Below are 25,555 nucleotides of genomic sequence, written 5' to 3'. Positions count from 1 at the left end.
TTTATTTTCCTGCCACTTCATCTAGCCAAATTTCTTCGATCAAAGGCACTAATTGTGCGGGCATTTCTGGCAGTCGCTTAGATAAAAGTTGTTCTTGTGGTATTATCCCCTCGCCAATTTCTACTTCCTCAAAGTCTGCTTTTAATTGATCATTTAATTTATCATTATCGATTACCGGAATTAGACCGAGGTGTTCGTATTTTGATAATTGCATTTCTGGCGATAGCATTTCATTTATTGCTACCATAGCGGCTGCTTTGTGTGATGCATTTTTACCAATTGCTATAAAGTTAGTATTACCTATTGTGCCCTTTTCAAAAACAAATGATTGGGCAGTCGATGGATACATTCCCTGTTCAATTGATCGAGCAATTTCATAAGCGTTATAGTTGATATGAAAAGCAACTTCTCCATCCATAAATAAATTGTTTAAGGCAGGACCATCGCTTGGATAAGTTTTCCCCTCACTCCATAAATAAGGAGCCAATTCATTTAAGTAATCCAAAGCCGGTTGAATGAGAACTTTCAGCTCTTCTTTATCTGTTTCCATCTTTTGAAATTCTTGATAATCAACAAATTCATAGATAATATTCCGAACAAAAGCGGAACCGGTAAAATCTGGCAATGCCGGATAAGTAAAGCTTCCAGGATTTTCTTTTACATATGCTAACAAGGAATCAGCATCTGTAGGAGTTTCTTTAGTTACTTCTGAATCTTTAATTAAAACAAGCTGAGATTTTGAGTAAGGAGCTTCAAAACCTTCAATTGGATAGCCAAAATCCTGATTGTTTTCTATATCTTCTATATCTAGAAATTCTTGATAATTTGGTAAAATTTCTGTGAATGGACCATATAAGAGTTCATTTTCTCGAGCAGATTTAAAATTCTCGCCATTGATCCAAATCATATCCATTTCACTTTCGCTAGTTTGAGCTTGCTTCTCACTCACTAATTGACTCAAAATTTGATCGATATCCATCGGAATACGGTTTAACGTAATATCATATTTTTCTTTAAGTCTTGGTCCATATACTTCATCTAACCACTGGTTAAGCTTTTCATCGCCGCCCCATCCATAAAAATTAACTTCACTTCCTTTTGCTTGCTCTACTATTTCTTCAAAAGATAAGTTGTTTAATGGGCCTCCCTCATTGGCAAAAACATATGTAGTATTGACTATTAAACTGGTTATAACAGCTAAACTTAATAATTTTAGAATTTTTTTCATTAATATTCTCCTTAATAAAAAGCATGCTCGTCGTCAATGGCGAGCACGCTTCCTTGTATTTTTGAAGATGCTTTCTAATTGGTTTCTTTTCCTTCTTCTAAATCTCCAACTGTTTTATATTTTACCGAATCTGATTGAGGATCACCAATTTGAACTTCCAAATCATCATTCATTTGCCATTCATTCCATCCACCATCAAACATGGTAACATCTAAACCCCGCTCATACATCAACAAGAATGGAAGGCTAGATCTCCAACCAGTTCCACAATAAAAGGTTAAATCATTTTCAACATCAAAACCTTCTTCTTGCCAAAAAGCCAAAATCTCATCGAAGCTTTTATTTGTACCGTCTTCATTTTTAAAATCTTCCATTCCTGAACTATTAGCTTCTCCAGAGCCCCTCAATAATGGACGTCCCCAAACTGCTCCTTTAGGTTCTCCCGCTTTAGGAATATAAGAGTATCCTGATTCTATACCTAACCATTCATTTTCAGAACGTAGAGAGACTAAGCGAAAGTTGTCATTATTAGTTAAAGCATCCACAGTATCATCTAAAGATATAAGATATTCAGAATGAGCAGGCACTTCGACTCCAAATTCTTTAACAGCTGCAGGGACCACTTCACCTTCTTCTATTTCGTAACCTGCTGCTTCCCAAATAGCTAAGCCGCCATCTAGAATTTTAACGGATTCAACTCCTGTGTACAATGCAGCATAAGCTACACGGTCTACACCTGTATCAGGTCCATATAAAATCAACGTCGTATCTTTATCAATCCCATATTTTAATAAAGATTCTTCAATTTCTTCGGCAGATCGCAAATTCCATACAGGACCCTCTTCAACCGAATCCGTATTAATATGAATCGCTCCAGGCAAGTGTTTTCTCAAATAATCTGGACTTGCATCGGCTTCGCCCCAAGTGACTTCCGCCAATACATATTTTTCAATGTCTGAATTACCATCTAAGACATTTTTAATCCATTCTGCATCAACATAAACTTGTTTGTCCGGATCGACAGGGTATTGCTCCTCACTTGAAGCTTCGGTAGTGTTTTCTTCAACTTCATCTTCAGCATTAATTCTAGCAAATGGTTGCATAAGCCCAACAAATAATACAGTCAACATCAACCATGAAAACATTTTTTTCATAAGACACCTCCTTATATATATTTTTTTTACTGGCTAATCATATCACTTCAAATATGCACCGACAAGCTTTGTTAGAACAGCCTTGAGCATTTATCAGAATAACTGATGAAAGCGATATCAATTCAAATTAACCATGAAGGCCCTTATCTATTAAGATATAATGGGAATGATAATATAAATTTTAAAGAGGAGAAGATCTTATGATTTATTTAGATAATGCAGCCACTTCCCTAAATAAACCTCAAGTAGTCATTGATGCGGTCATTGACGCCATTCAGCATTCTGGCAATGCTGGCAGAGGTTCTTCGGATTCAGCCATGCAAGCTTCTCGAAGCATTTTTCAAGCCCGTCAATCTTTGAATCAATTGATTAACGGCAAAGACCCTCGGCAAATAATTTTCACTCATAACGCTACAGATAGTTTAAATACAGTTATTAAAGGATTATTTAAGAAAGGTGACCATGTTATTACGACTGTCATGGAACATAATTCCGTTCTAAGACCTCTCTATGAACTAGAAGAAAATGGTCTTGAACTGACTATTTTAGGCATCAATTCGAAAGGAATTATTGATCCGGCAACAGTAAATAATACCATTCAAAGCAACACTAAAGGAATGGTCATCACTCATGCTTCCAATGTTACTGGTGACATTAATCCGATCAAGGAAATCACTCAAATTCTACACCAACACAATCTTTTAGGTATTGTAGATGCCTCACAGACAATTGGCTGTATACCTATCGACGTAGAAGCTTTGGACATAGATGTTCTTTGTTTTACAGGACATAAAAGTCTTTTAGGTCCGCAAGGAACTGGTGGTATATATGTTCACCCAGATGTAGAGATTCATCCACTAAAATCAGGTGGAACAGGCATTGATACCTTTAGTCATCATCAACCTCTTGATTACCCCTCACGCTTAGAAGCCGGAACTTTAAATAGTCATGGAATTGCTGGTCTTGCAGCAGGTGTAAATTATTTAATTGATTATGGAGTGAATAAAGTAAGAGATTATGAAAGGAATCTCTTAAACATCTTTTATAAGGAACTTCAATCCATTCCCCAAATAAAATTTTATGGTCATTTTAATCCTACTGTAGACCGCTGTGGAATTCTTTCAATTAATCTAGGCGATTTTGACTCGGCCATCGTAGTTGAAGAACTGATTGACCGAGCTGAAATTATAACACGAGGTGGTGGTCACTGTGCTCCTTTAATGCATGAAGCATTAGGAACCAAGGAACAAGGAGTTGTGCGATTCTCACTATCGCATTATACGAAAAAAGAAGACCTCATGGTCGCCGTTGAATGTCTTAAAGACATTCAAAAAGATCTATCTGAGTAATTTTAAACGATTCGACAATTATTTATTATTTTTTCTAATAAATACCTCTCTCACCTTAAAATCAAAAATCAATATTAAATCGATATCAGAAAGTAGTGACTTTTGTGGAATTAAAACAAATCCAAACCTTTATAACAATAGTAGAATGGGGTAGTTTTTCAGAAGCTGCTAACCAACTCTACCTCTCTCAACCAACTGTCTCTTTGCACATTAAACAATTGGAAAATGAATTAGGCATCGAATTAATTTCACGCACAACTAAAAGCCATGAATTAACTACCCAAGGACAGGAATTTTATAAGTACGCACAATCCTTATTAAAAATGTCACGTAACATTGAAACCACCTTTTCTCAAAGAAACAACCATGAAATCACAATCGGTGCCTCATCCATTGCTGCTTCTTATCTTCTTCCGTTAGCTCTTTCGGAATTTGCCAAAGATAATAAAGAGATGCGGGTCTCCCTTCACCAAAGTGATACCATTGATATTATTAATGATATTGCCCTAGGGTCTTTAAATATTGGTATTGTTGGCTCTCAATCGATGAATAGTAACTTGACTTTTGAGAAGCTCTTTTCGGATAAATTAGTCATTGTTACCCCTTATAATCAAGAATTCATACAATATAAAGAAACAGCTTATCCAATTAAGAAGATCTTAGAAAAACCTTTCATTACTCGCGAGGAAGGTTCAGGAACACTTAAAGAATCAGCATTGATACTGAGAGAGTTGGATATCGATCCACTCAAACTGAATAAAGTTTTTGAAGTAAATAATAATGAAACGATAAAACAATTTATTAAGTTGGGGGTTGGGATTTCCATTCTATCAGAGCTAGCTGTTCAGCCTGATGTGAAACATAAAGAAGTTTTAACCTTCGATATTGAAGGAGTGAATTCTATACGAAACTTTTACTTGGTTTATCGTAAAAATACACACCTTCCTGAATCCGTTAAAAACTTTATCAATTATATTCGTAACTATCAATTATCGGTTGAACCTTTTCAGTCCGATCAATCAATTAATTAAGACTTAAGTCTGTCTGATTTTGGTTAATTTTCATCTATGATTGTCATATCATCAACATATGTTAAAATGTTTTTGAGGAGTGTGACCCGATGGATGAAAAAAGACAAATTTTAACCCGAAAATGGATGCATTTCCTCAATATTTTGGGACTCATAGTTACTTTCATATTAGTTATGTGGGGAATTCAAGCAGGTGTTTTTACCGACGAGAGAAAAATGCTAGTAATGATTAAAGGTTTTGGCTTTTGGGCGCCCTTGATTTTTATTATCATTCAGATAGCCCAAACCATTATTCCAGTTATGCCGGGAGCGATTACTATTCCCATCGGAATCTTAGCTTTTGGTCCCTTTTGGGGTTTCGTCCTCAATTTGTTACCCATCTATCTCGGATCTTGGGTCAACTTTTGGATTGGTAGAAGATATGGAAAACCTACTGTCCGAGCCATACTCGGCGATAAGTCTTATGGTAAAATGATCAGACTTTACGAAAGAAAAAACATGGGAAATTGGCTTTTTACTTTTTTAATGTTTTTTCCCTTCTCGCCAGCTGATATTCTCTGTTATGGAGCTGGAATCACTACTATGACTCGCAAGTACTTCATTTTATCCTTGCTATTTGGCAAACCTGTTTCCTTAGCTTGTTATGGTTTTGGAACAACTTATATTTTACATTGGTTAACATCATTCTTTTAAAAAAGAGGCTATCACTATATAGTTGATAACCTCTTTTTATGTTTTAAGCTTTGTTAATTTCCCACACTCGGTTAATTATTTTTAAATTAGAACCACTACTTGCCTTTTCTTTTTCAATTAAAAATGGTCTTTTAATTAGCATACCGTTTTTACTCATTAGCTTTAAAACTTCTTCAGAAGACATACTATCTAAACGGTCTTTTAATTTCATATCTCGGTAGACCTGTCCAGAAGTATTTAGCATTTTGCGAATATTGCCATCTGTCGATTGATAAGCCACTTTTAATTCCGAAAGAGAGGGGGGATTGTCGCGAATATCTTCTATCTCAGTCAATTCCAAACCATTTTCCTGCAAATACTTCATAATCTTGCGACAAGTTGAACATTGCTTTAAACCATATACTTTAATCATCATTTTCCCTCCGTCATTCATTAAAGAATACATAGCATAATTAGCTCACAGTATTATAAAATTGACTCTAATTTTTATCTCGTCCAAAAATCGCCTTCCAATTTTGAAGACGAGTTCTTTTATTATTCATCGTAAAAACGGCGATTTTTATTATTAGGATTATAAAAAGTAAATCCTTGTCCAATAACTTCTTGAACATCACTAACTGTAACAAAAGCATTTGGATCAATTGAAGCAATATGTCGCTCTATTTTCACCACTTGCTGTTTAGATACAACAATATATAACACTTCTTTTTCCTTATGGGTGTAATAACCATAAGCTCTGAAAACAGTGATCCCTCTTGCAATTTCTTCGGTAATCATCTGACAAACTTGTTCTGGTTCTTTAGTAATAATTAACATTGCCTTCCGACGACTAAAGCCATCCGTAACAAATTCTAAGGCAGCTGAGGTTAAAAATTTCATAAAAATAGTAACAATAGTGTTTTCAGCACCTATAACAAACCCAGAAGCTAAGACAATTGACATGTTTAATAAAAAGGTAGCTGTGGCAAAATTAATCCCAAGGTATTTCTTTAAAATCATGGCGATAATATCTGTTCCAGCCGAAGAACCATGTCCTTTAAGAATTAATCCTAAACCAATACCCATTACAACTCCGCCTGCCATTGCCGAAATTAGCCGGTTTTCTGAAATAAAAACAGGTGGAAAGACAGTGTTTAAAGCCCAGGAGGTTACAATCATGGCATAAATTGTAAAAATTAATGTACGTTTTTCAAGAAATCGATAACCAATCAATAGAATAAAAGAATTTATAATGAGGTTTGTGGTCCCAGTAGGAATATCCTTGATATATTTTAAGATAATCGCGATACCTGCCACTCCACCATTACCAAAATGATTGGGGATTACAAAACTGTTTACCCCAGCAGCATAGACGAGACAGCCTAAAGTAACCATAAAGATGGAATAGGCAAGTGCCCATGGTTTCACCTGTAGCTGAAGTTTTGAAATTGACGGTTTCATTTATTCGCTCCTAATTTTATATTTCATTATCTATTATAGCGTTTATTCGATTTAAAAAACAGAACCTTCAGATGACTTTTTAATTAAATTTCTGTGGATAAAACCTCAGTCATTTCTCATCTTTTTTTATAAATTACTCCACCGTTACCGATTTAGCTAAATTACGTGGTTTATCTACATCAAGCCCCCGTTCAACTGTTGCTAAATAGGCAATCATTTGGCAGGCAACCACACTCACAATTGGAGTTAAGAGCGGATGCACAGATGGAAGAACAAAGTCTCCTTCACTTGCGTATGGTTCACTTGCTATTACAAACGTTTTGGCTCCGCGCGCTTTCACTTCTTCTAAACTAGACCGCGTAATGGAAGCTGTTACTGGGTCAGTTATTAATGCAGTAACAGGCGTTCCCTCTTCTATTAAAGCAATTGTTCCATGTTTTAATTCTCCTGAAGCAAAAGCTTCAGTGTGAATGTATGAGATTTCTTTTAGTTTAAGAGCTGCTTCCATGGCTACTAAATAATCCATATGACGCCCTAAATAGAAAGCATGCACTTTATCTGCAAGTCCATTTTTTACCCAAGAATTTAAAGCATCTTTTTGAGTAAGGACCCTTTCAATGGCTTGAGAAACTAATGATAACTCATGTTTCATTGAGAAATCCTTTTGGCTTGCAAGAACATCTGCTAAAATCGCTAAGACTGTTAATTGAGCTGTATAAGCCTTTGTAGAAGCCACAGCAATTTCCGGTCCTGCATTCAATAAAAGTGTATAATCCGATTCTCTCGAGAGAGTAGATCCCTTGACATTAGTTATAGTTAAAGATGGATAGTTTAATTCATTGACTTTCACTAAAGCTTGTCGACTATCAGCTGTTTCGCCTGATTGAGAAATAAATATAAAGAAAGGTCTTTGACTTAATAGCGGCAAGTGATAAGAAAACTCTGATGAAAGATGAACTTCCACTGGTATTTTCGCCAAGTCTTCAATCATCACTTTACCTACTAAACCTGCATGATAAGAAGTCCCACAAGCTAAAATATAAAGACGATCCGCTTGCTTAATTTCAGATAAAAGGTCAGCTTCAATAGTAAATTCACTATCTTGATTCTGATAATAAAGAATATTTTTACGAACTACAGCAGCTTGCTCATCCATTTCTTTAAGCATATAGTGCGGATAAGTTCCTTTATCAAGATCACTAGCATCTAAGTCTGCAATATAAGAAGAACGGTCAATGACTTGACCCGATAAGTCCTCAATTAAAATGCCATCCGATTGAATCATCAATAATTCACCGTCGTGAATTTCAATATATTCACTGGTCAAATCAATCGTTGCCATTGCATCCGATGCAATTACATTGAAATCGTTTCCCATGCCCACTAATAATGGTGATTTTTTCTTAGCAGCATAAAGAGTTGTGGGGTCTTCTTTATCAATTAATCCAATAGCATAAGAGCCTTCTATCAATTGAAGCACCTTTTTTAATGCTTCTTTGGTAGATATTTCTTCTTGTGAGAAGTAAGCAATTAAAGCAACAATTACTTCTGTGTCTGTTTGTGACTTTAATGATACTTCACTTAAGTAAGTTTTCTTTAAGTCTAAATAGTTTTCAATCACACCATTATGGACTAAAGTAAAGCGATCAGAATTAGATTGATGGGGGTGAGCATTTTCTCTATTAGCAGGACCGTGGGTTGCCCACCGTGTGTGACCAATACCAATACTAGAGTTAAATTCTTGATTTACTGCCCTTTCAAGGTCGGCAATTCTACCTTTCTCTTTAAAAAGATGACCCCTACCTTCTTGATCTAAAAGATAAAGTCCGGCCGAATCATAGCCACGATATTCTAATTTTGCCAATCCATCAAGTATAATTCTTTGTACATTTCCTTCACCAATAAATCCAACAATTCCGCACATAAAATACGCCTCATTTCTTTCAATATTTTATGCTTTCGGTGCATAGAATAGACTCTGTTCAAGTTCTCGCGATCTTGTTTTAACTATTCTTAAAGACTGCACAGCCTTGAGTCATCCGCCGAAAATTCGATAAACTCATCCTCGTCACCTATTTCAATAGGTCTGGCGCTATCCAATTTTAGTCTCCTTTTATATTTTCTGAAAGCCTATTAAACTTACACTAAGCACGACTAAATGTCAAAAACTTCACACAAAAAAGCGTAAGGATTAAAAGGATCTTCACGCTCTTTTGAATTATATTTATTTTGTTCTCTTTTTTAAACGTTTAATAACCGTCGTTGAATATGGAAGCAAATTAATCGATTTAATTTGATTAAGATATTCATTTTCTTCAAGATCAACAACATCATCGTAAACTAACATCGTATAATTGCCTAAAGGAACATTAAAGTGCGCATATTCTTCACCACCATTAAACATTAACAAGAGATCATAGCTTTTACCGGCATAACGAACCGCCATGATTTGGTCTGAAGCTTGAATTACTTCTGTCGAACAGCGTAAGCTCTCATAGCTAGTTTGGCGTAGAAGAGGCTCTTCTTTTCTTAATTGAATTAAACCCTTTACGAATTCCACCGTTTTACAATGTTGAGTCATTAGAGACCAATCGATTTGATTAATAGCATCTGGTCGGTTATAAGAATCTCTGACTCCTTGCTTGCTTCTTAAAAATTCTTGACCAGCATGAATAAATGGAATCCCTTGGGCTAGCAAGACTAAAGCCAATCCTAATTGCTGTTTTTTTATAATAATTTCCGGTAGATGATAAGGGTCAGCCATCATTAACCGATCATAGAGTGTATAATTATCGTGTGCTTCACAATATTGAATCACTTGCATGGGATTATTAAATTTTTCAGAATCATAGCGAGCTAGAAAATTATTAACTAGTGGTTCTTCCATGTACCAAGCACCATTAATAAACCCCCTTGCCTCAGGATTAAAATCATTCCCTTTTATAGCCTCTCGGATCCCATCATTAAATTGAGCTATTCTAGGCATTTTATAAGCATTATTTAAATTAGCTTTTTGATCTGGTGGAATGGGACTAGCCATATCCCAACCCTCACCTAAAATAATTATACTAGGGTCAATTGCATCAAGAGCTTCTCGAACAGCTTTTAAACTCTCAATATCATGCAAACCCATTAAATCAAAGCGAAATCCATCGATATGAAATTCACTTGCCCAGTATTGAACAGAGTCTACGATGAACTTTTGCATCATCACACGTTCAGATGCTGTATCATTTCCCACGCCACTGCCATTAGTTAACTGTCCAGATTGGTCATAGCGAAAATAATAGTGCGGGACTGTTAAGTGGAGAGGATGGTTTTCAACTTGGTAGACATGATTATAAACAACATCCATAATGACACGCATCCCTTTTTGATGAATAGCATGAATCATTTGTTTTAATTCTTTAATTCTAACAATAGGATCATAAGGATCTGTTGCGTAAGAGCCTTCTGGAATATTGTAGTTATAAGGATCGTAACCCCAATTATATTCATTTGGTTGCTCAAAGGTTTCATCGATAGAGTCAAAATCGAAAAGAGGTAAAAATTCTAAATGGGTCACTCCCAACTCACTTAGATAGTCTAACCCTGTGGAATCCCCTTCAGGATTTCGTGTGTCGGTTTGAGTCAATCCTAGATACTTTCCTCTATCAGTAATGCCAGATTCGCCTTGAATCGTTAAGTCGCGTACATTCACTTCATAAATAACCATAGCTTCGTCTCGAGGAAAAGACGGCATCCTTTTCGACCAGCCTGCTGGATTGGTTTTTTTCAAATCAACTACGACTGATCTCCTACCATTAACTGTACATGCTCGAGCGTATGGATCGATTGTTTCCTTTTGGCTCCCGTCTTTGAAATCAATACGAAAGCGGTAGGTTGTTTGATGATGGTCCCCTGCTAATTCTATTTGGAATACAGGGCCTTGCTTAACCATGAGGTGTTCATCTTTAACTTGACCATAATAACCTTCAAAAACAATTAATTGGATGGAGCGAGCAGTTGGTGCCCATACTTTAAATACTGTTTTATCAGGTGAATAGATAGCTCCTAATGCACCTAAATATGCCATTTGATCTAATTCTTTAATCCTCTCTTTTGTATACATACCTTCACTCTCTCATCCTTTATTTTAAAAAAAAGCAATAGAATAACGATTTACTATCGCTTCTATTGCGTTTTACACAAAATCTCTCTCAGTGAATTCTACTATTAACTATTTATAACGTTTGCGATGTGACAATTGACAATAACGTTCATACCAAATATCGATAAAGGCCGGATTAAAAGGACCTTTTTTTTCCTCAATCCAACGGACCAGCTCTTGAATGTTATATTTCAAAATGCGATCAATTTCGACTGGATAATTATAACGTCGACTATGTACTTCATACTCATCTAAATCCAACAATCGCTTCTCACCATCTGGAAACATTTTAATATCAAGATCATAATCAATATATTTTAACGCTTCCTTGTCCATAACATATGGAGAGGCAAGATTACAATAATAAGTGACACCTCTTTTACGAATCATCGCTACAATATTAAACCAAAAATGTTGATGGTAATATACAATTGCTGCTTCTCGTGTCACCCATCGACGACCATCTGATTCGATCACTAAAGTATGATCATTGCACCCAATAATAGACTGCTCACTGGTCTTTAAAACCATCGTATCGCGCCATGTTCGATGCAAAGAACCATCGTGTTTATAACTTTTAACAGTAATGAATTCACCTTCTCTGGGCTGCTTCATCACTGAACCTACTTTCTATTGTGTAAATAATTAGCCATTCGGCTATCAACTTTTCCTTGAATATTATATCATACTCGCTTGTCTTTATGGGAGCAAATTTCATTTTATAAGAGAAAGCTTATTCTCTCCTTAAAATAAATTATTTCCTAAAATTCGAGATTTATGCTATAATTTGTTCAATAAAAAAAAGAAAGGAAGCTTATTATGAATTCAAGCACTTCCCCCAAAAAACCACTAGAAATTGGTATATATACTTTAGGTGATCATGTACCTCATCCAATTACTGGCGACCGTATTTCACAAGAACAAAGAGTCAATGAAATTATTCGTTATGGTATTGAAGCAGAAGCGGCTGGCTTAGATCTTTTTAGTGTCGGTGAAAGTCACCAACCTTATTTTACTAGCCAAGCGCATACAGTTATCTTAGCAGCTATTGCTCAAGCAACTTCTAAAATTAAACTTTCTTCTGCTGCAACCATCGTTTCAACTTCAGATCCCGTTCGCATCTTTGAAGATTTTGCTACCCTGGATCTTATTTCAAAAGGAAGAATGGAGATCATTGCAGGACGCGCTTCACGTGTAGGTCTTTTTGATTTATTAGGCTATAATATGCGCGATTATGAAGCCTTATTCGAAGAAAAATTTGAACTTTTACGTCAGATTAATGAAGATTTAATTATAAATTGGGAGGGAGAATTTAGAGCACCTTTGAAGAATGCTTCCATTCTACCTCGACCTTATCAAAATCGTAAACTGACAATTTGGCGCGCAGTTGGTGGCCATCGCACATCTGCTATTCAAGCCGGACGTCAAGGAGCCCCTATCTTCTTAGCACATTTAACTGGACCAGTCGATATTCATTTAGCTAATATTCAGTCTTATCGGGAAGCCTTAGAAGAAAGTGGCTATCAAAGCCAAGATTTCCCTGTGGCAACTGCTGGAATGCTATACGTAGCTGAAACTTCACAAAAAGCCAGACAAGAAGCCTATACTTTCATTTCTAAAGGCTTTACCTTCTCAAATGGTCAAGAATTTCCTAAGCGAGCTTTTGCCCAATCAGAAAACCTTAATGATATTCTTAACGTTGGAAGTCCGCAAGAAATCGTTGAGAAAATTCTCTATCAATATGAAACTTTCGGTATCAGCCGTTATGTGGCTCAAATTGATTTTGGTGGAATTCCTTTCGAACATCTAATGAAGAACTTAGAACTTTTAGAGGCTAAAGTTTTACCCGCTGTTCGCCGCTATACTGGTCAAAAAGCTGCCGATCAAGCTGAGCCAACCGATCACGCTAAATTTAGAGAGACGGTCCAAGAATTGACCAAGGAAAAGGAAGTGGAATAATGAGATTAATTTTACTTTCTGGTTCGAAGATGGGTAGTAAAACTCGCATTGCTATGAACCTCACTAAAGAGATTATTCAAACAAACTATTCAGACTTTGATGTGGAGTTGATTGATCTAGCTGAAAAAGATATTGAATTCGCGGATGGTCATCACTATGTTGAACTTACTGGCGATAGTGCTTATGTTACAAAAGCAATCATGGAAGCTGATGCTATCATAATTGGTAGTCCAATCTTCCAAGCCTCCATCCCAGCCACACTTAAAAATATTTTCGATCTTTTACCACAAAACGCTTTAAGAGACAAAACAGTTGGAATGGTGATTACAGCAGGTAGTCCTAAACACTACTTAATTGCCGAATATCAATTGAAGCCTATACTTTCATATATGAAAGCTATGGTTATTCCTTCTTATGTCTTTATTGAAGAAGCTGACTATCATCAAGGTGAAATAATTAATCAAAACATCCATTACCGTTTAGATGGTTTAATTAAAGATACTTTATTATTTAGCCAAGCTATGGAATTAAAACGCCAAAAAGAAGAAGAAGCCTATGACTTTTAATAATTAAAATATATCGTTTGTAATCAAAAGACCTCTAGCTCTTTTTGCTAGGGGTCTAAATTTTTTAAAACTTATTTGTTTGATACATCATTTAAAAAAGTCGTAAGTCATCATTAGAAGATGTTTTATTACTATCTAATAATTTTATCTGCAGTGAGGACAAGGCCAATTGACTTATATCACTCTCTGCTACCCATCGAAAGCTATTATCATTTAGATGAAGCTGATCAAGTAATTGCTGTCCACTACTTTCAAAATTGACCGCTAAAATGCCAACTTGCCAAATTCGATGGCTAAAAACATGTTTTATTGCTGGAGTAAGCTTTTCTATCTTGACTTTAAAGTATTGCTGAATTTCTTCTACAACAGATTCCATTACCATTTCATCTGGCTTGAGATAAGTATAAAAGAATGCCTCTTTAACTTCATTTGCATCTTTTAAAGCTAGCAAATCGACTTCTACTAAAGGATAGTGCCATAAGCCGAACAATAATTCTCCGGTTTGATGCTGACGCATTAAAACTTTCCCTTCTTTATTTATAATTTTATAAGCAAGCCATTCTTGTCTTATCTGCTTAGTCTTCTTATGTTTAACTGGATAAAGATGACTCGTTCCATTTTGATAAGATTGATCAAATTCTTCTAAGATATGGTTTTCAGGCCGGTAATTGCTTGGTGTCATAACGGTAGCTCCAATATCCATCAAAGCTTGATTAAAGTCACCCGGTCGTTTGGGGTCAATCAGAGGGTCTAATATGGCTTTAAAAACTTTACGGTTTTTTGCTTGACCAATATCTTCCTCTACTTCAAATAAGCGAGCGATAATACGCATTAAATTGCCATCAATGGCAGGCTCAACTAAACCAAAGGCAATCGATCCGATAGCTGCTGCTGTATAAGGTCCAATACCTTTTAAACTTAATAGCTCCTTCATGGTTTTTGGCATGATGCCATCATAATCATTCATAATTTGTTTAGCAGCAAATTGCATATTTCTTACCCTTGAATAATAGCCTAAGCCTTGCCATAGCTGATGCAGTTGTTCTTCAGAACTTTGAGCTAAAGCTTGAATAGTTGGTAACTCGTCTATAAAACGCTCATAGTAAGGGATAACCGTATTCACTTGCGTTTGTTGCAGCATAATCTCACTGACCCAAATTTGATAGGGATCTTTGCTGTGGCGCCATGGTAAGTCTCGCCCTTCTTCATCGTACCAAGTTAATACTGTTTTGCGAAACTTCTGAATTTTTTGAGGAGACCAATCAAGATAACTACTTATAAATTTACTCATTTAACTACTCATTCTCCCCTTTCATATTCATCACACTTTCATTATCCTCTAGCCAATTTTGAATGTCTTGATATTCAAATCCCTTTTGTCGCAAGTCGACAATTAGACGCTGCTTAAGTTCGTAGCCTTCATGTTTTTTGGATCTTTTGCGGAAAATTTTTTGCCCCTCTTTATCCAGCAGATCCTCCTGAAGTTCAGGATCGCCTTCCATTTTATAATTATCTAGAAAGGTTTGAATGATTGTTCGATCATAGCCCTTTTGGTTAAGGTGTTGGTATAACTTTGTTTTTTGCATGGCTAAAGACAATCGTTTTTTACTTTTAATAAACTTATCCGCTAACATTTTTAAGTTTTCTCGTTGCAAATTTTCTGGATACTCCATTAAAGCTTCTTCAATTAATAGATCATTTAAACCTTTCATTTTCAGCTCATAAGAAATGTTTCTTGGTCCTTTACGGTTGATATTGGCTTGAGTGCGTACATAGGCTTGGCCATAAATAAGATCATTAATTAACTTTTGTTCTTTTAGTTTGTCAATAATTTGATCAATCAAACTTTCTGAAATGTCAAAAGATGCATAGTCAACATTCCTTTGTTGTTTACTGGGATTAACTAGTGGCGTTTTGCAGTTACTAGATTCCATTTCCTTAGAAAAATCCTGCCTTTCTTCCATCTTCTCACTTTGTGACTCTTTTATCATTTTATCAAGATAATCACGTACTTCTTGTTCAGATTTCAAACCATAAGACAGATAGTTTAGCGTTTTTTGATAAAAACGATAATGAAATTCAGCTTCTAAAATTTTTCTAATTAACTCTTGATCGACTGCTAAACCTTTTCTGATAACAAACTTAATTAAAATTGCCTCATCAATTCCAAAAGCAAACTGATTATCTATAAAAATAGAATAGCGTTGCTTATTCTTTTTTTGAACCTGAATTTTTGATATTTTCAAATCATCACCTCTATTTATTATTGTAACACGATTTATCCAACTTCTCTGATTCAGACTTCTATTCTGTTATCGAGAATATGCTATAATAGACAAAAAACTAAAGGGGCTTGCTCATGGATAAAAGAGAACAGTCAATTCTTCAACTAGCCACTCTTGCTGGGACCCTCTTGATTCAATCAGAAGCTGAAGGTTATCGAGTTGAGCGAACAGTTAACCAAATTCTCTCATTAAGTAACTTTGACCAACCCGCTGTCTTTTCATCTGCTTCTGGCTTATTTTTAGCTTTACAAAATAGTCAGTTTAAAGAAGAAAGCCCGGTGGGAAGCACAATTATTGTAAGGGTGAAAAACCGCAAAAATCACATGCGCATCATCCATCAAGTCAATGAAATCATTGGTCAATTATTAGACAAAAGTATTAGTCCACAAGAAGCCTATTTGAAACTAAACAGCATTCAAGACCAGGAATATACCACCCATAACCAATTTGTTTGGACAATTCTTTTGATCATGTCCTATGTTATCTTATTAGAAGGTGGTTTAGGCGATTTGGTGATTGCTCTAATTCCAACCATCATGATTCTATTTTTTAAACTATCAGAAGATAACTTTGGTCTCAACCGTTTTGCTGTCAATGTCTTAATGACAAGTTCACTAGCCTTTGTTTTACCCATTATCCATTGGTATGTAACCACCCGCTTTAACCTAAATATTGTTATTGGTGCCACTTTAATGCCACTTTATCCCGGAACGGCTTTTACCAATGGAATCCGTGATTTGCTTCACGGGGATTACTCTACTGGTATAACTCGTTTAATAGATGCTTTTAAGGAAGGTTTGAGCCTTGCTTTGGGTGTCGGAATTGGCTTAGCTATCTCATATGGAGTGATTAACTTATGGAATTAAATCATTTAATATTAAGACTCGTTGCTAGTTATCTAGCAACTGTAGCAGCAGCTATCAATGTCAATGCTCCACGTAAATTCATTTATTGGTCAGGTATACCGGGAATCATTTCATATGCTGTTTATTTATTTGTTCTAAGTCACACCAATACCTTTATCGCTACTTTTATTGGTAGTCTTATTGTAAGTATTATGGGCCAGTGGATGTCACGTAAGTTTAAAACCGTCGTTAATGTTTTTTACATTCCTGCTTTCTTTCTTTATGTACCGGGAATTGCCATTTACGAGACTGCAGAATACTTTATGCAAAACAATTTGATTGCAGCTAGTCAGTCCTTTTATCAAGCCTTGGTGACTGCTCTTGCCATTGGTTTAGCGGTCTTTGTCGTGGATTCAGCTATGGATACTTATAAATATCACCTTAATAAAAGGTCACAAGCCGATTAAATTTTATGCTCAATCGGTCAGTCTATGGTCGGAGTAATCTTTCTATTTAAAATGTTAAACTTATAAAATCGAGGGGTGATTTTTTGAATAATTGGCGCCAATGGCTGAAAGTAGTAGCCTCAACTTTTTTAATTATAACCATTATTTTTATTTTCAATCAATTTATGCAATTATACCGTAATTTAGCTTATATCCATCCTCTCTTAGCACTCACAGTCATTTTTATTCTAGCTGTTATGTTAATTTATTTTACATTCCTAACTGTGAGAGAACTAATGAAGTTGCCTAAAGAAATAGATTTAGCAGATGGAGCAGGTCCAGAAGAATACGATCAGTATGTAAAAGATAGTTTAGTCAAACTAATTAAGAACCCTACTTTAAAAGAGCTGAATTACGATTGGCTTGCTCACGAAAACTTATCCGCAGAAGAACAAATTCACTTGGCCCATCATTCTTTAAGAGAACATGGCTTAATTGAAATCAAAAAACAAGCTCAAATGGTTTTCTTAACAACTGCTATCTCACAAAATGGTTCCTTAGATGCCCTTACAGTTCTAGTTGTTTTAATGAAAATGGTTTGGCATTTGATCAAAGTGTATGATACGCGTCCGAGTTTCGGAAAAGTTCTTTCCATATACACTAATGTTGCAACCACAATTTTAATGGCTAGAGGGATTGAAGACTTAGATCTTATTGAAGCTCAAATGGAACCTTTCATCTCTTCCATCCTTGGAGGCAGTCTATTATCCATGATTCCAGGCTCTGTTTCGATTACTAATTTAATAGCCAACTCGATTTTAGAAGGATCCATTAATGCCCTACTAACCTTAAGAGTGGGAATTGTTACTATGGATTATTTGGGCAGCTTGAAAGATGCTGATAATCAAGTTATCAAACGGTCTGCAACCATTGAAAGCACTAAATTGCTCGGTCAAATTATTAAAGATGGCAGTTTAAAAGTTATCCAAACCATCGTTAAATCTGTTAAAAAAACAGGTATCGAAAATAGTAAGAAATGGAATCCGTTTACAAAGATATAATAGCAATGCTAGCGATTTACGCTAGCATATTTTTCTGAAAAAGGTTAAATTACAAGTAAGGCTGTGCTATAATGCACTAAGTAAAAATAAGTATCTGGATTGGGGTTGATTTTATGTCATTTACAAGTTTAAAAGGTTTAATTGATGAAGCTAATGAAAGAGAACTAACCATTTCTCAAGTAATGATTCAAAATGAAATGGAATTACGAGGAATTACTGAGGAAGAAATGTTAGTTGCTATGGAAGAACAGTTTGATGTCATGGTCAATTCAGTAAGAAAAGGTACTTTGGAGTCTGTTATGAGTCATACAGGTGTGACTGGTGGAGATGGTCATCGTGTCTTTGAATATACCCAAAAGGATGACTCTTTAATCGATTCCTTCACATTAAGAGTTGTCGCAAATGCGATGGCAGTCAATGAAGTGAATGCTTCAATGGGAAGAATTGTTGCGACCCCTACGGCAGGTTCTGCCGGTATTTTACCTGCTTGTTTAGTTCATATGCTTGATACTGGAAATTTTGAAAAGGAACAATTAGTCCGTGCGATGTTTACCGCTTCTGCTTTAGGCTTAGTTATTGCTAACCGTGCTTCTATTTCCGGCGCCCAAGGAGGTTGCCAAGCCGAAGTGGGTTCTGCCACTTCTATGGCAGCTGGGGCCCTAGTTGAATTGAAAGGTGGAACACCTGAGCAAGTTGGTAATGCAGTGGGATTAGCACTTAAAAACTCACTCGGACTTGTTTGCGATCCTGTTGCAGGTTTAGTAGAAATCCCTTGTATCATTCGGAATGGACTTCATGCACTGACTGCAATGGCTGCTGCTGATATGGCATTAGCTGATGTGGTATCCATTATTCCTTCGGATGAAGTTATTGACGCTATGGATGCTATTGGTAATGAACTCCCTGAATCATTAAGAGAAACAGGCATTGGTGGTGTAGCGGGTACTCCTACTGCCCGTCGTATCAAAGAACAGGTCTTTGGTAATTCAGATGAATTAGTAGCTGATGTTGAGGTTGAGTTATCTGGAACAGGTGAAAAGATTTTAGAGGATGGAGTTAGCGCGTCTTACCAATCTGGTTTCGAAATTATTGGTCCAGTAATGGTCGGTCCTTCATCTTCTCATACTGCCGGTGCCGTTCGCCTCGGTAATGTTGCTCGTCAACTTCTAGGAGAAGAACCTGAGGAAGTCGTATTCACCCTAATGGATTCTTTTGCTAAAACTTATCAAGGTCATGGCACTGACCTAGCATTAATAGCCGGCGTTTTAGGCTATACGACTCGTGATTCAGAAATAGCTGATATACGTGATATTGCTGAAGAACGTGGATTAAAGATTAATTTCCTCGAGCGTAATCTAGGAAACTATCACCCTAATACTGCTCGTATTCATATCTTCGGTCCAAATAACCACGTCACCATCATTGGCTCATCAGTAGGTGGTGGAAAAATCGAAATCAACAAATATGATGAATATGATGTTCGCTTTTCTGGCGAACGCCCTACTTTAATTATCCGTCATAAAGATAAAATTGGAACAATCGGTCGCCTTTCAACCTTCCTACAAGATCATGATATAAACATCTCATACATGACACACCAAAGAGCTAAAATTAATGGCCCCGCTATTACTATCTTTGAAATGGACCAAGAGCTTAACCAAGAAGATACAGATGAGCTTCTTCTTCGCTTTAGCTTTATTGATGATTTAAAGGCTATCTATGTAAAATAAATTAAAACCTATTCCCAGTCATGGGGATAGGCTTTTCTCATAGTATTTTTACTCCTCGTCATTTCGTAATAAATGGCCATCTTCGTTCTTGACCAAAAAGTGAACAGTAGCAAAGACAATAAAGATAGCTATGGATCCTAATACCAAATCTTCCATTGTTTGTGCATAAATCAGCATTTTTCTAGCAATTACAAATAAGATCAGTTCTAAAACTGCTTTAGGAGAGTGAAAAAGCAACATAAAAATTAACTCAATTCCCACTAAAAGCAACAAAGCATAACCTAAAAAATTTTGAAAAACAGAATAGGTTTCTATAACATCTGCTTGTAAAACTAAATAACCGTATTTAAATAAGTCAATCATTCCTACAGCGACACTTAAAGTAATAGCTATAACTATTACCATTTCAAGTAAACGAGAATATTCTTCGAGAGTCTGTTTTAATCTATCAATATTAAATTTCATTTTTTCGCTCCCTATATAATCTTTAATCTGAACGCTTAGCCATCAATACCACGTTCAATTGCTTTTTTATATGAATCGACAATCTTCTCTTCTTGTTTAATTAACTGTCCTAAAGTTAAAGTTAATTGTTGAGAGTTCTCTAAACTATCTAATTGATCCTTCTGATAATCAATGTCTCGCCAGACTAATTCATGTTCCAACTTTTTCCCTATTACGTTTAACTTCTCAATAATTTGATGCTTGAGCCGTTTTTTCCGTCTACTCTCTTGTGATTCTATTTGAGGTAGGAGTTGATAAATTGTCTCGAGTGGAATTTTTCTTTGCATATGTCCGTGCTTGACGATACAATATTCTTTACTAAAAGGACTGATTCCAGGATAGATTCCATGAATTTGATAAATACCATCGTATAAATGATAAGTTCCCTTTTTAAACTCAGGAAGAAATACTCTTTTCAGTCGATAGACTGGATCTTCTCCCACAATCTCAGCTATCCACATTTTTTCATCACTATTTGGGCTTAAAGTTAGTTTTTGGGCTTTAAATTCTTCGTTCAAATCGATTACCTTTCAATTCAAATAAATCTTTCATAAATTCAGGAATTTGCTTTATTAATCTGGATGGTAACACAATAAATTCTTTTTGATTAATTTGATTAGCAATCGCTGTGTGCATATAAGCAGCTATCAATACAGCACCCAAAGGGGATGAAGACTGTCCCATCAATCCAGATATCATACCAGCTAAGGTATCGCCCATTCCCCCTATTGCCATGCCTGCATTGCCCGGGATATTGCTATAAGATAAGCCGGAAGGCTGATAAATCTCAGTTTGATGCGATTTTAATACGAGGATAGCTTGATATGAATCTGAAAATTCCTGAGGATCATTGATATTGTTCGCTTCTTGCATTTTTAGCCATTCACCCAAGTGAGGGGTAAAGATTAATTGGCCTTTACAAGAAAATGGACCTTCTTTCGCCCACAGGCTAATGGCATCTCCATCAAGAATTAACACTTGATTAGGTTGGATACTTGATAGCGTTTCACTTAATATCTCAATACTTTCTTGACTCCTACCAAGGCCCGGGCCAATTAACACGTGATTTGCTTTAGAAATCCACTGTTTCCTCAAATTTTGATCTGCCCAATTCCCAACCATCATCTCTGGAGTATGCAAATGACAAACATTTATATTAGTCTTTGCAGTTAGCAAACTCGTTAAGCCCGAACCAACATGAACACAGGCGCTAGCAGCTAATATTGCAGCCCCCGCCATCTGTTCATTACCTGCTATAATCAAACTATGTCCGTAGTTCCCTTTGTAACTATCAGATGGACGAGGATCTATAAGTGATCTTATTTTAGTCAAGCTTAATTCAATCATCGTTTTCCTCATTTCCTTGAATATAGTATTATATTAAGCTGAAATCTAATAACAAGCAAGTCAAAATAATACGCTTACAAAGTAAAAACGATGAGGCTAGGAATTTCTCATCATTTTTTATTTTTTTTAATCAATAACAAGAATTGAAATACCTACTGACTGAGGTCCGGCATGTACTCCTAAAACGGGAGTTAATTCAGTCACAATGGATGTTTCAGCATTAGCAATTTCTTCAGCCAAATCTTTTTGTAATTGAGAGATTTCTTCGTTATTATTGCCGGCAAAAAGAGCGATTTTGTAGCGTTTAGCTCCTTGCAATTTTTCTTTAGCTGCTGCTAAAAGGGTTGCATAAGATCTTTTCTTCCCTCTTGCCTTATTAATGATTTCAATTTCACCGTTATGAATAGTTAATAATGGATTAATATTAAAGAAAGTACCAATCATACCAGCATACTTATTAAACCTCCCACCCTTAATAACATATTTCAACGTTCTAAACAGAGCGTAAATACCAGCTTTATTTTCCACTCTTTCTAATTCAGCTAAAATTTCCTCAGCTGACTTACCATCTTCTCTGAGTTCAGCAGCATAGATTGAAAGTAAACCAGTGATTGAAGCAATATAATTGGATTCATAAATGAAGATTTCTAAGTTTTTATACTGTTCTTTAACTACTTCATATAATTGACGCATACCGGTTAATTTTAAAGATGCTGTAATTACTACTGCTTGAGTATAACCCTTCTCTACTAAACGATCCAAAAGATCTATAATTTCTTGGATAGGCGGAATACCAGTCGATAAGACGTCATGATGTTGCATCTGTTCGTAGAATTCCCTAGAATCAATATCAATCAAGTCACGATAGTGTTTATCTCCCATTTGCAACATATAGTGAATGATTTCAATACCGTAATGTTCAGCAAGATCTGCCTTTAAGTCTTGTGAAGTATCTGCAATAATAGCTAATTTATTCATTATAATCTCCTATCTGGTCATAACCACCTGATTCAATAATCAATTCGGCTAGTAATTTAGTAGCAAATGCATGTGATACTGCATTAATACCTTCGGTTTTTTTACTTATTTCAATTCCTTCAACAACAAAGGGACGATTTTGACCTACCGTTTTAAAAACACGTTGAACAGCATTGTTAATTGACTCTGAAAACAAATCAAACCCTTCTTCGATCGTTACCCTCCTCGTTTGGAGTTCAATGCCCCTTCGAACGGTTTCAATAGGCAAAATACGTTTATAGATAGCAATAATTAAAAGAAAGGCTATCTGTTGACGTCCATACTTCCTACCCTTGATTTTAGGGATGACACCCCATTTAGAATAATTTTGAATCATCGTGGAAGTCATTGCTACTTCGTCATTCATGATTGGGCCCAAACAATCTTGAATATATTCAACCACTTCTTGGTTGAACATGGACTGTTTAGGTAATTCATCCCATGAAGGACAATGGAAAGCTAATATCTTCTCAATTTTTATCGTCACTTAGCACCCCTTTTATCTAGTTATCACCACTATATGTTACCATCTAAATACATTCTGTCAAGCAAAAAAACATATTAAAAAAACTCGAGAAAATATCTCGAGTTTTTTATTCATCAAGTTGACCATTATGAAACACTTCAGACACATCGTCATCATCTTCTAGAGCATCAACAATGGTTGTCAGTACCTCATAATCTTTTTTTGATAGATTGACAAAAGTTTTGGGTATTAAGGTTAATTCAGCTGTATAAATCACTAGCCCTTCTTGCAACAATTTATCTCTTACCTTGGCTAATTCACTGGGATCCGTATAAATCTCAAAAACTTCTTCAGAACTTTCTAAGTCTTCGCCGCCCACTTCTAGAACAAGCATCAACATTTCATCTTCATCTAGATTGTTCTTTTCTCTTTCTAAAACAATATAGCCTTTGCGATCAAACAGGTAATTAACCGTTCCGGATTCTCCAATATTACCACCATTTTTATTATAAGCAATCCTGACATTGGTCATAGTTCGGTTACGATTATCAGTCAATGCTTCGGTCAAAATAGCTACCCCTTGAGGGCCAAAGCCCTCATATATCACTTCATCATAATTCTCTCCTTCAGAGGAGGTCGTCGCCTTTTTAATGGCTCGATCGACATTATCATTTGGCATGTTATTGGCTTTAGCCTTGTCCATAGCTAAACGCAAAGCGGGATTAGTGTCCGGATCCCCTCCGCTCTGTTTAGCTGCCATATAAATTTCCCGTGATAATTTTTGGAAGAGTTTCCCTCTTTTAGCATCCTGGGCACCCTTACGATTTTTTATATTATTCCACTTAGAATGTCCTGCCAATGTTATCGACTCCTTTCACTTTTATAAATCTATTTCTAATAAGATGGGGGTATGATCTTGACGCTCGCCTGAATCGATCATTTCAGATCTTTGAACTTTATCAGCGATTCGATCACTCACTAAGAAATAATCAATTCTCCAGCCTGAATTATTCTGTTTACTTGTTCGAACCCTTTGGGCCCACCAAGTATAAACGCCTTCTACTGGACCATGTAAATGACGAAAAGTATCCGTGAAACCTTTGTTTAAAAGATTAGTAAATCCTTGACGCTCTTCATCTGTAAAGCCTGCAGAAAAGTGATTTCTGTCTGGATGAGCCAAGTCAATTTCTTTATGAGCTACATTAAAATCACCTGTCGCAATCACAGGCTTTACTTGGTCTAAACATACTAAATAATCAGCATACTTTTCATCCCAAATCTGACGATCCTCTAGTCTCTTTAACTCGCTTCCAGCATTTGGAGTATATACATTAGTAAGGTAAAAATCAGCAAATTCCAATGTCATTATTCTACCTTCATAATCCATTGGATGAGGACAAGAAATTTCTGGATAAGAAACTTCAGCTTTTAAGTCTTTCTTATACATAAACATCGTTCCAGCATATCCCTTACGAGCTGGTTCTTGAGAAGAACGCCAAGCTATTTGATAATTAGGGAATAGTTCCTCTATAACCTTTTTATGTTTTTTGGTTGGTCCCTTAGCAGATAACTTAGTCTCTTGAATAGCTATTACATCTGCTTGCAAAGCGTTGAGTTTAATCAAAACTTCTCGAGACAGGATGGCTCGATTAGAATCACTGGTCAATGCAGCGTTTAGTGAATCAATATTCCAAGATATAATTTTCATTTCATTCTCCTTTTTAAATATTAGCCTCTTTATTTTATCATATTTAGCCTTGCTTCTCGAATGGTCTATAAATCTCTCAACTGTTTCAACTCATAGTGTTTACGATAGAATGCTAGTATTAAAATAATTAATGAACCTAACCAAGCCATCGGATTAGATAAGACCGTTCCAGAAAATCCAATCATAGGAGTTAATACAAAAGCGGCAATAACCCTCATGACTAATTCCGCAATACCAGCTAATCCAACTCCTGCTAAAGCATTTAAACCAATACTTCGCCCCACTATAAAAGTGTCTACCATATTGTAAAATAATTGGAATAAATTCCCCATTATTAAAGGAATCGAAAAACGAATAATCTTTTTAATGGAGGATCCGGTTGTCATATCATTCAATGGCCTACCTCCTAAGTTTAAATACCTACTCAGTATAGGAAAAACTAAAGATTGCTTCAATGAAATGAAAACACATTCTTTAGTAAAAAAAGCCGAACATTTAAATTTAACAAAAGATTATATATTTTTATGCTCTTCCGAAAGACAACTATCTTTGTTACAATCATTTCATCAATTTGAGG

The 25,555-nt window shown here is 35.8% G+C and carries 26 protein-coding genes; 9 read left to right on the top strand and 17 right to left on the bottom strand.

Translation table 11 applies throughout. The features are described from left to right. Position 1 precedes the first annotated feature (1 nt). Positions 2-1,228: an ABC transporter substrate-binding protein gene (locus tag ACQV2P_RS03000; RefSeq protein ID WP_428894614.1), complete on the bottom strand. Its 1,227-nt coding sequence runs from the start codon at positions 1,226-1,228 to the stop codon at positions 2-4. A gap of 74 nt (positions 1,229-1,302) precedes the next feature. After that, positions 1,303-2,382 (bottom strand): sulfurtransferase, encoded by a 1,080-nt coding sequence (locus ACQV2P_RS02995; RefSeq protein ID WP_428892576.1) that lies wholly within the window; start codon positions 2,380-2,382, stop codon positions 1,303-1,305. Positions 2,383-2,582: 200 nt separating this feature from the next. Here ACQV2P_RS02995 and ACQV2P_RS02990 point away from each other — a divergent pair, with 200 nt between their 5' ends. The 3 genes from ACQV2P_RS02990 to ACQV2P_RS02980 all read left to right on the top strand — a co-directional run bounded on the left by ACQV2P_RS02990 (position 2,583) and on the right by ACQV2P_RS02980 (position 5,454). Continuing rightward, positions 2,583-3,731, top strand: coding sequence for an aminotransferase class V-fold PLP-dependent enzyme (locus tag ACQV2P_RS02990; RefSeq protein WP_428875766.1), 1,149 nt, complete (start codon positions 2,583-2,585; stop codon positions 3,729-3,731). A 104-nt stretch (positions 3,732-3,835) separates the two neighbouring features. Further along, positions 3,836-4,762: a selenium metabolism-associated LysR family transcriptional regulator gene (locus ACQV2P_RS02985; protein ID WP_428872777.1), complete on the top strand. Its 927-nt coding sequence runs from the start codon at positions 3,836-3,838 to the stop codon at positions 4,760-4,762. A gap of 89 nt (positions 4,763-4,851) precedes the next feature. After that, positions 4,852-5,454, top strand: a complete 603-nt coding sequence (locus ACQV2P_RS02980) for a TVP38/TMEM64 family protein (RefSeq protein WP_428872776.1) — start codon at positions 4,852-4,854, stop codon at positions 5,452-5,454. Positions 5,455-5,497: 43 nt separating this feature from the next. On the opposite strand, the gene ACQV2P_RS02975 is transcribed toward ACQV2P_RS02980, so the two are convergent. From ACQV2P_RS02975 to ntdP, 5 genes are all read right to left on the bottom strand, one after another. After that, positions 5,498-5,866: a Spx/MgsR family RNA polymerase-binding regulatory protein gene (locus tag ACQV2P_RS02975; RefSeq protein ID WP_428874892.1), complete on the bottom strand. Its 369-nt coding sequence runs from the start codon at positions 5,864-5,866 to the stop codon at positions 5,498-5,500. 122 nt (positions 5,867-5,988) lie between these two features. Then, positions 5,989-6,894: a YitT family protein gene (locus tag ACQV2P_RS02970; protein WP_428872773.1), complete on the bottom strand. Its 906-nt coding sequence runs from the start codon at positions 6,892-6,894 to the stop codon at positions 5,989-5,991. A 133-nt stretch (positions 6,895-7,027) separates the two neighbouring features. Then, on the bottom strand, positions 7,028-8,818 hold the full coding sequence (gene glmS, locus ACQV2P_RS02965) for a glutamine--fructose-6-phosphate transaminase (isomerizing) (protein WP_428894613.1): 1,791 nt from the start codon (positions 8,816-8,818) through the stop codon (positions 7,028-7,030). A gap of 300 nt (positions 8,819-9,118) precedes the next feature. Beyond that, positions 9,119-11,005, bottom strand: a complete 1,887-nt coding sequence (gene pulA / locus ACQV2P_RS02960) for a type I pullulanase (protein WP_428872769.1) — start codon at positions 11,003-11,005, stop codon at positions 9,119-9,121. 108 nt (positions 11,006-11,113) lie between these two features. After that, positions 11,114-11,659 carry a nucleoside tri-diphosphate phosphatase gene (ntdP, locus tag ACQV2P_RS02955; RefSeq protein ID WP_090289229.1) on the bottom strand — a complete coding sequence of 182 codons (546 nt, stop codon included), beginning with the start codon at positions 11,657-11,659 and terminating at the stop codon, positions 11,114-11,116. A gap of 204 nt (positions 11,660-11,863) precedes the next feature. Here ntdP and ACQV2P_RS02950 point away from each other — a divergent pair, with 204 nt between their 5' ends. Both ACQV2P_RS02950 and ACQV2P_RS02945 read left to right on the top strand, forming a co-directional pair. Next, positions 11,864-13,003: an LLM class flavin-dependent oxidoreductase gene (locus ACQV2P_RS02950; protein ID WP_428874894.1), complete on the top strand. Its 1,140-nt coding sequence runs from the start codon at positions 11,864-11,866 to the stop codon at positions 13,001-13,003. Next, the gene (locus tag ACQV2P_RS02945; protein WP_428872767.1) at positions 13,003-13,569 is read left to right on the top strand and encodes an NADPH-dependent FMN reductase; all 567 of its coding nucleotides are present in this window, start codon (positions 13,003-13,005) and stop codon (positions 13,567-13,569) included. The genes ACQV2P_RS02950 and ACQV2P_RS02945 overlap by 1 nt, the downstream gene beginning before the upstream one ends. Before the next feature lie 91 nt (positions 13,570-13,660). Here the strand turns inward: ACQV2P_RS02945 and mutY are convergent, their stop codons facing one another. Together mutY and ACQV2P_RS02935 are read right to left on the bottom strand one after the other, a co-directional pair. After that, the gene (mutY, locus tag ACQV2P_RS02940) at positions 13,661-14,860 is read right to left on the bottom strand and encodes an A/G-specific adenine glycosylase (protein WP_428894612.1); all 1,200 of its coding nucleotides are present in this window, start codon (positions 14,858-14,860) and stop codon (positions 13,661-13,663) included. Positions 14,861-14,864: 4 nt separating this feature from the next. Beyond that, positions 14,865-15,815 carry a RecX family transcriptional regulator gene (locus ACQV2P_RS02935; RefSeq protein WP_428894611.1) on the bottom strand — a complete coding sequence of 317 codons (951 nt, stop codon included), beginning with the start codon at positions 15,813-15,815 and terminating at the stop codon, positions 14,865-14,867. 113 nt (positions 15,816-15,928) lie between these two features. Between ACQV2P_RS02935 and ACQV2P_RS02930 the strand changes: the two genes are divergently transcribed. The 4 genes from ACQV2P_RS02930 (at position 15,929) to sdaAA (ending at position 19,936) form a co-directional block, all read left to right on the top strand. Beyond that, positions 15,929-16,720 carry a threonine/serine ThrE exporter family protein gene (locus ACQV2P_RS02930; protein ID WP_428872764.1) on the top strand — a complete coding sequence of 264 codons (792 nt, stop codon included), beginning with the start codon at positions 15,929-15,931 and terminating at the stop codon, positions 16,718-16,720. Beyond that, positions 16,711-17,166: a threonine/serine exporter family protein gene (locus ACQV2P_RS02925; protein WP_428872763.1), complete on the top strand. Its 456-nt coding sequence runs from the start codon at positions 16,711-16,713 to the stop codon at positions 17,164-17,166. Before ACQV2P_RS02930 ends, ACQV2P_RS02925 begins: the two co-directional genes overlap by 10 nt. A gap of 83 nt (positions 17,167-17,249) precedes the next feature. Next, entirely contained in the window at positions 17,250-18,206 is a 957-nt protein-coding gene (locus tag ACQV2P_RS02920; protein WP_428872762.1) for a DUF697 domain-containing protein, read from the top strand. Between the two features lie 113 nt (positions 18,207-18,319). Further along, on the top strand, positions 18,320-19,936 hold the full coding sequence (gene sdaAA, locus ACQV2P_RS02915; protein ID WP_428885234.1) for an L-serine ammonia-lyase, iron-sulfur-dependent, subunit alpha: 1,617 nt from the start codon (positions 18,320-18,322) through the stop codon (positions 19,934-19,936). Between the two features lie 48 nt (positions 19,937-19,984). On the opposite strand, the gene ACQV2P_RS02910 is transcribed toward sdaAA, so the two are convergent. From ACQV2P_RS02910 to ACQV2P_RS02875, 8 genes are all read right to left on the bottom strand, one after another. Further along, on the bottom strand, positions 19,985-20,401 hold the full coding sequence (locus ACQV2P_RS02910; RefSeq protein WP_428872761.1) for a hypothetical protein: 417 nt from the start codon (positions 20,399-20,401) through the stop codon (positions 19,985-19,987). A gap of 35 nt (positions 20,402-20,436) precedes the next feature. After that, positions 20,437-20,958, bottom strand: a complete 522-nt coding sequence (locus ACQV2P_RS02905) for a hypothetical protein (RefSeq protein WP_428872760.1) — start codon at positions 20,956-20,958, stop codon at positions 20,437-20,439. Next, on the bottom strand, positions 20,942-21,787 hold the full coding sequence (locus ACQV2P_RS02900; protein WP_428891659.1) for an NAD(P)H-hydrate dehydratase: 846 nt from the start codon (positions 21,785-21,787) through the stop codon (positions 20,942-20,944). The genes ACQV2P_RS02905 and ACQV2P_RS02900 overlap by 17 nt, the downstream gene beginning before the upstream one ends. Positions 21,788-21,913: 126 nt before the next feature. After that, positions 21,914-22,765: a DegV family protein gene (locus tag ACQV2P_RS02895; protein ID WP_428872757.1), complete on the bottom strand. Its 852-nt coding sequence runs from the start codon at positions 22,763-22,765 to the stop codon at positions 21,914-21,916. Next, positions 22,758-23,291, bottom strand: coding sequence for a DUF1836 domain-containing protein (locus ACQV2P_RS02890; protein WP_428885238.1), 534 nt, complete (start codon positions 23,289-23,291; stop codon positions 22,758-22,760). Before ACQV2P_RS02890 ends, ACQV2P_RS02895 begins: the two co-directional genes overlap by 8 nt. Positions 23,292-23,397: 106 nt before the next feature. Continuing rightward, positions 23,398-24,129 carry a YebC/PmpR family DNA-binding transcriptional regulator gene (locus ACQV2P_RS02885; protein ID WP_428872755.1) on the bottom strand — a complete coding sequence of 244 codons (732 nt, stop codon included), beginning with the start codon at positions 24,127-24,129 and terminating at the stop codon, positions 23,398-23,400. A 21-nt stretch (positions 24,130-24,150) separates the two neighbouring features. After that, positions 24,151-24,978 (bottom strand): exodeoxyribonuclease III, encoded by an 828-nt coding sequence (locus ACQV2P_RS02880; protein ID WP_428872754.1) that lies wholly within the window; start codon positions 24,976-24,978, stop codon positions 24,151-24,153. A 65-nt stretch (positions 24,979-25,043) separates the two neighbouring features. Next, positions 25,044-25,373 carry a hypothetical protein gene (locus ACQV2P_RS02875; protein WP_428872753.1) on the bottom strand — a complete coding sequence of 110 codons (330 nt, stop codon included), beginning with the start codon at positions 25,371-25,373 and terminating at the stop codon, positions 25,044-25,046. Positions 25,374-25,555: the final 182 nt, after the last annotated feature.

The organism is Facklamia sp. P12932 (genome assembly GCF_050409545.1).
Taxonomy (GTDB): Bacteria; Bacillota; Bacilli; order Lactobacillales; family Aerococcaceae; genus Facklamia.
This window is presented reverse-complemented; position numbering and strand designations above follow the sequence as displayed.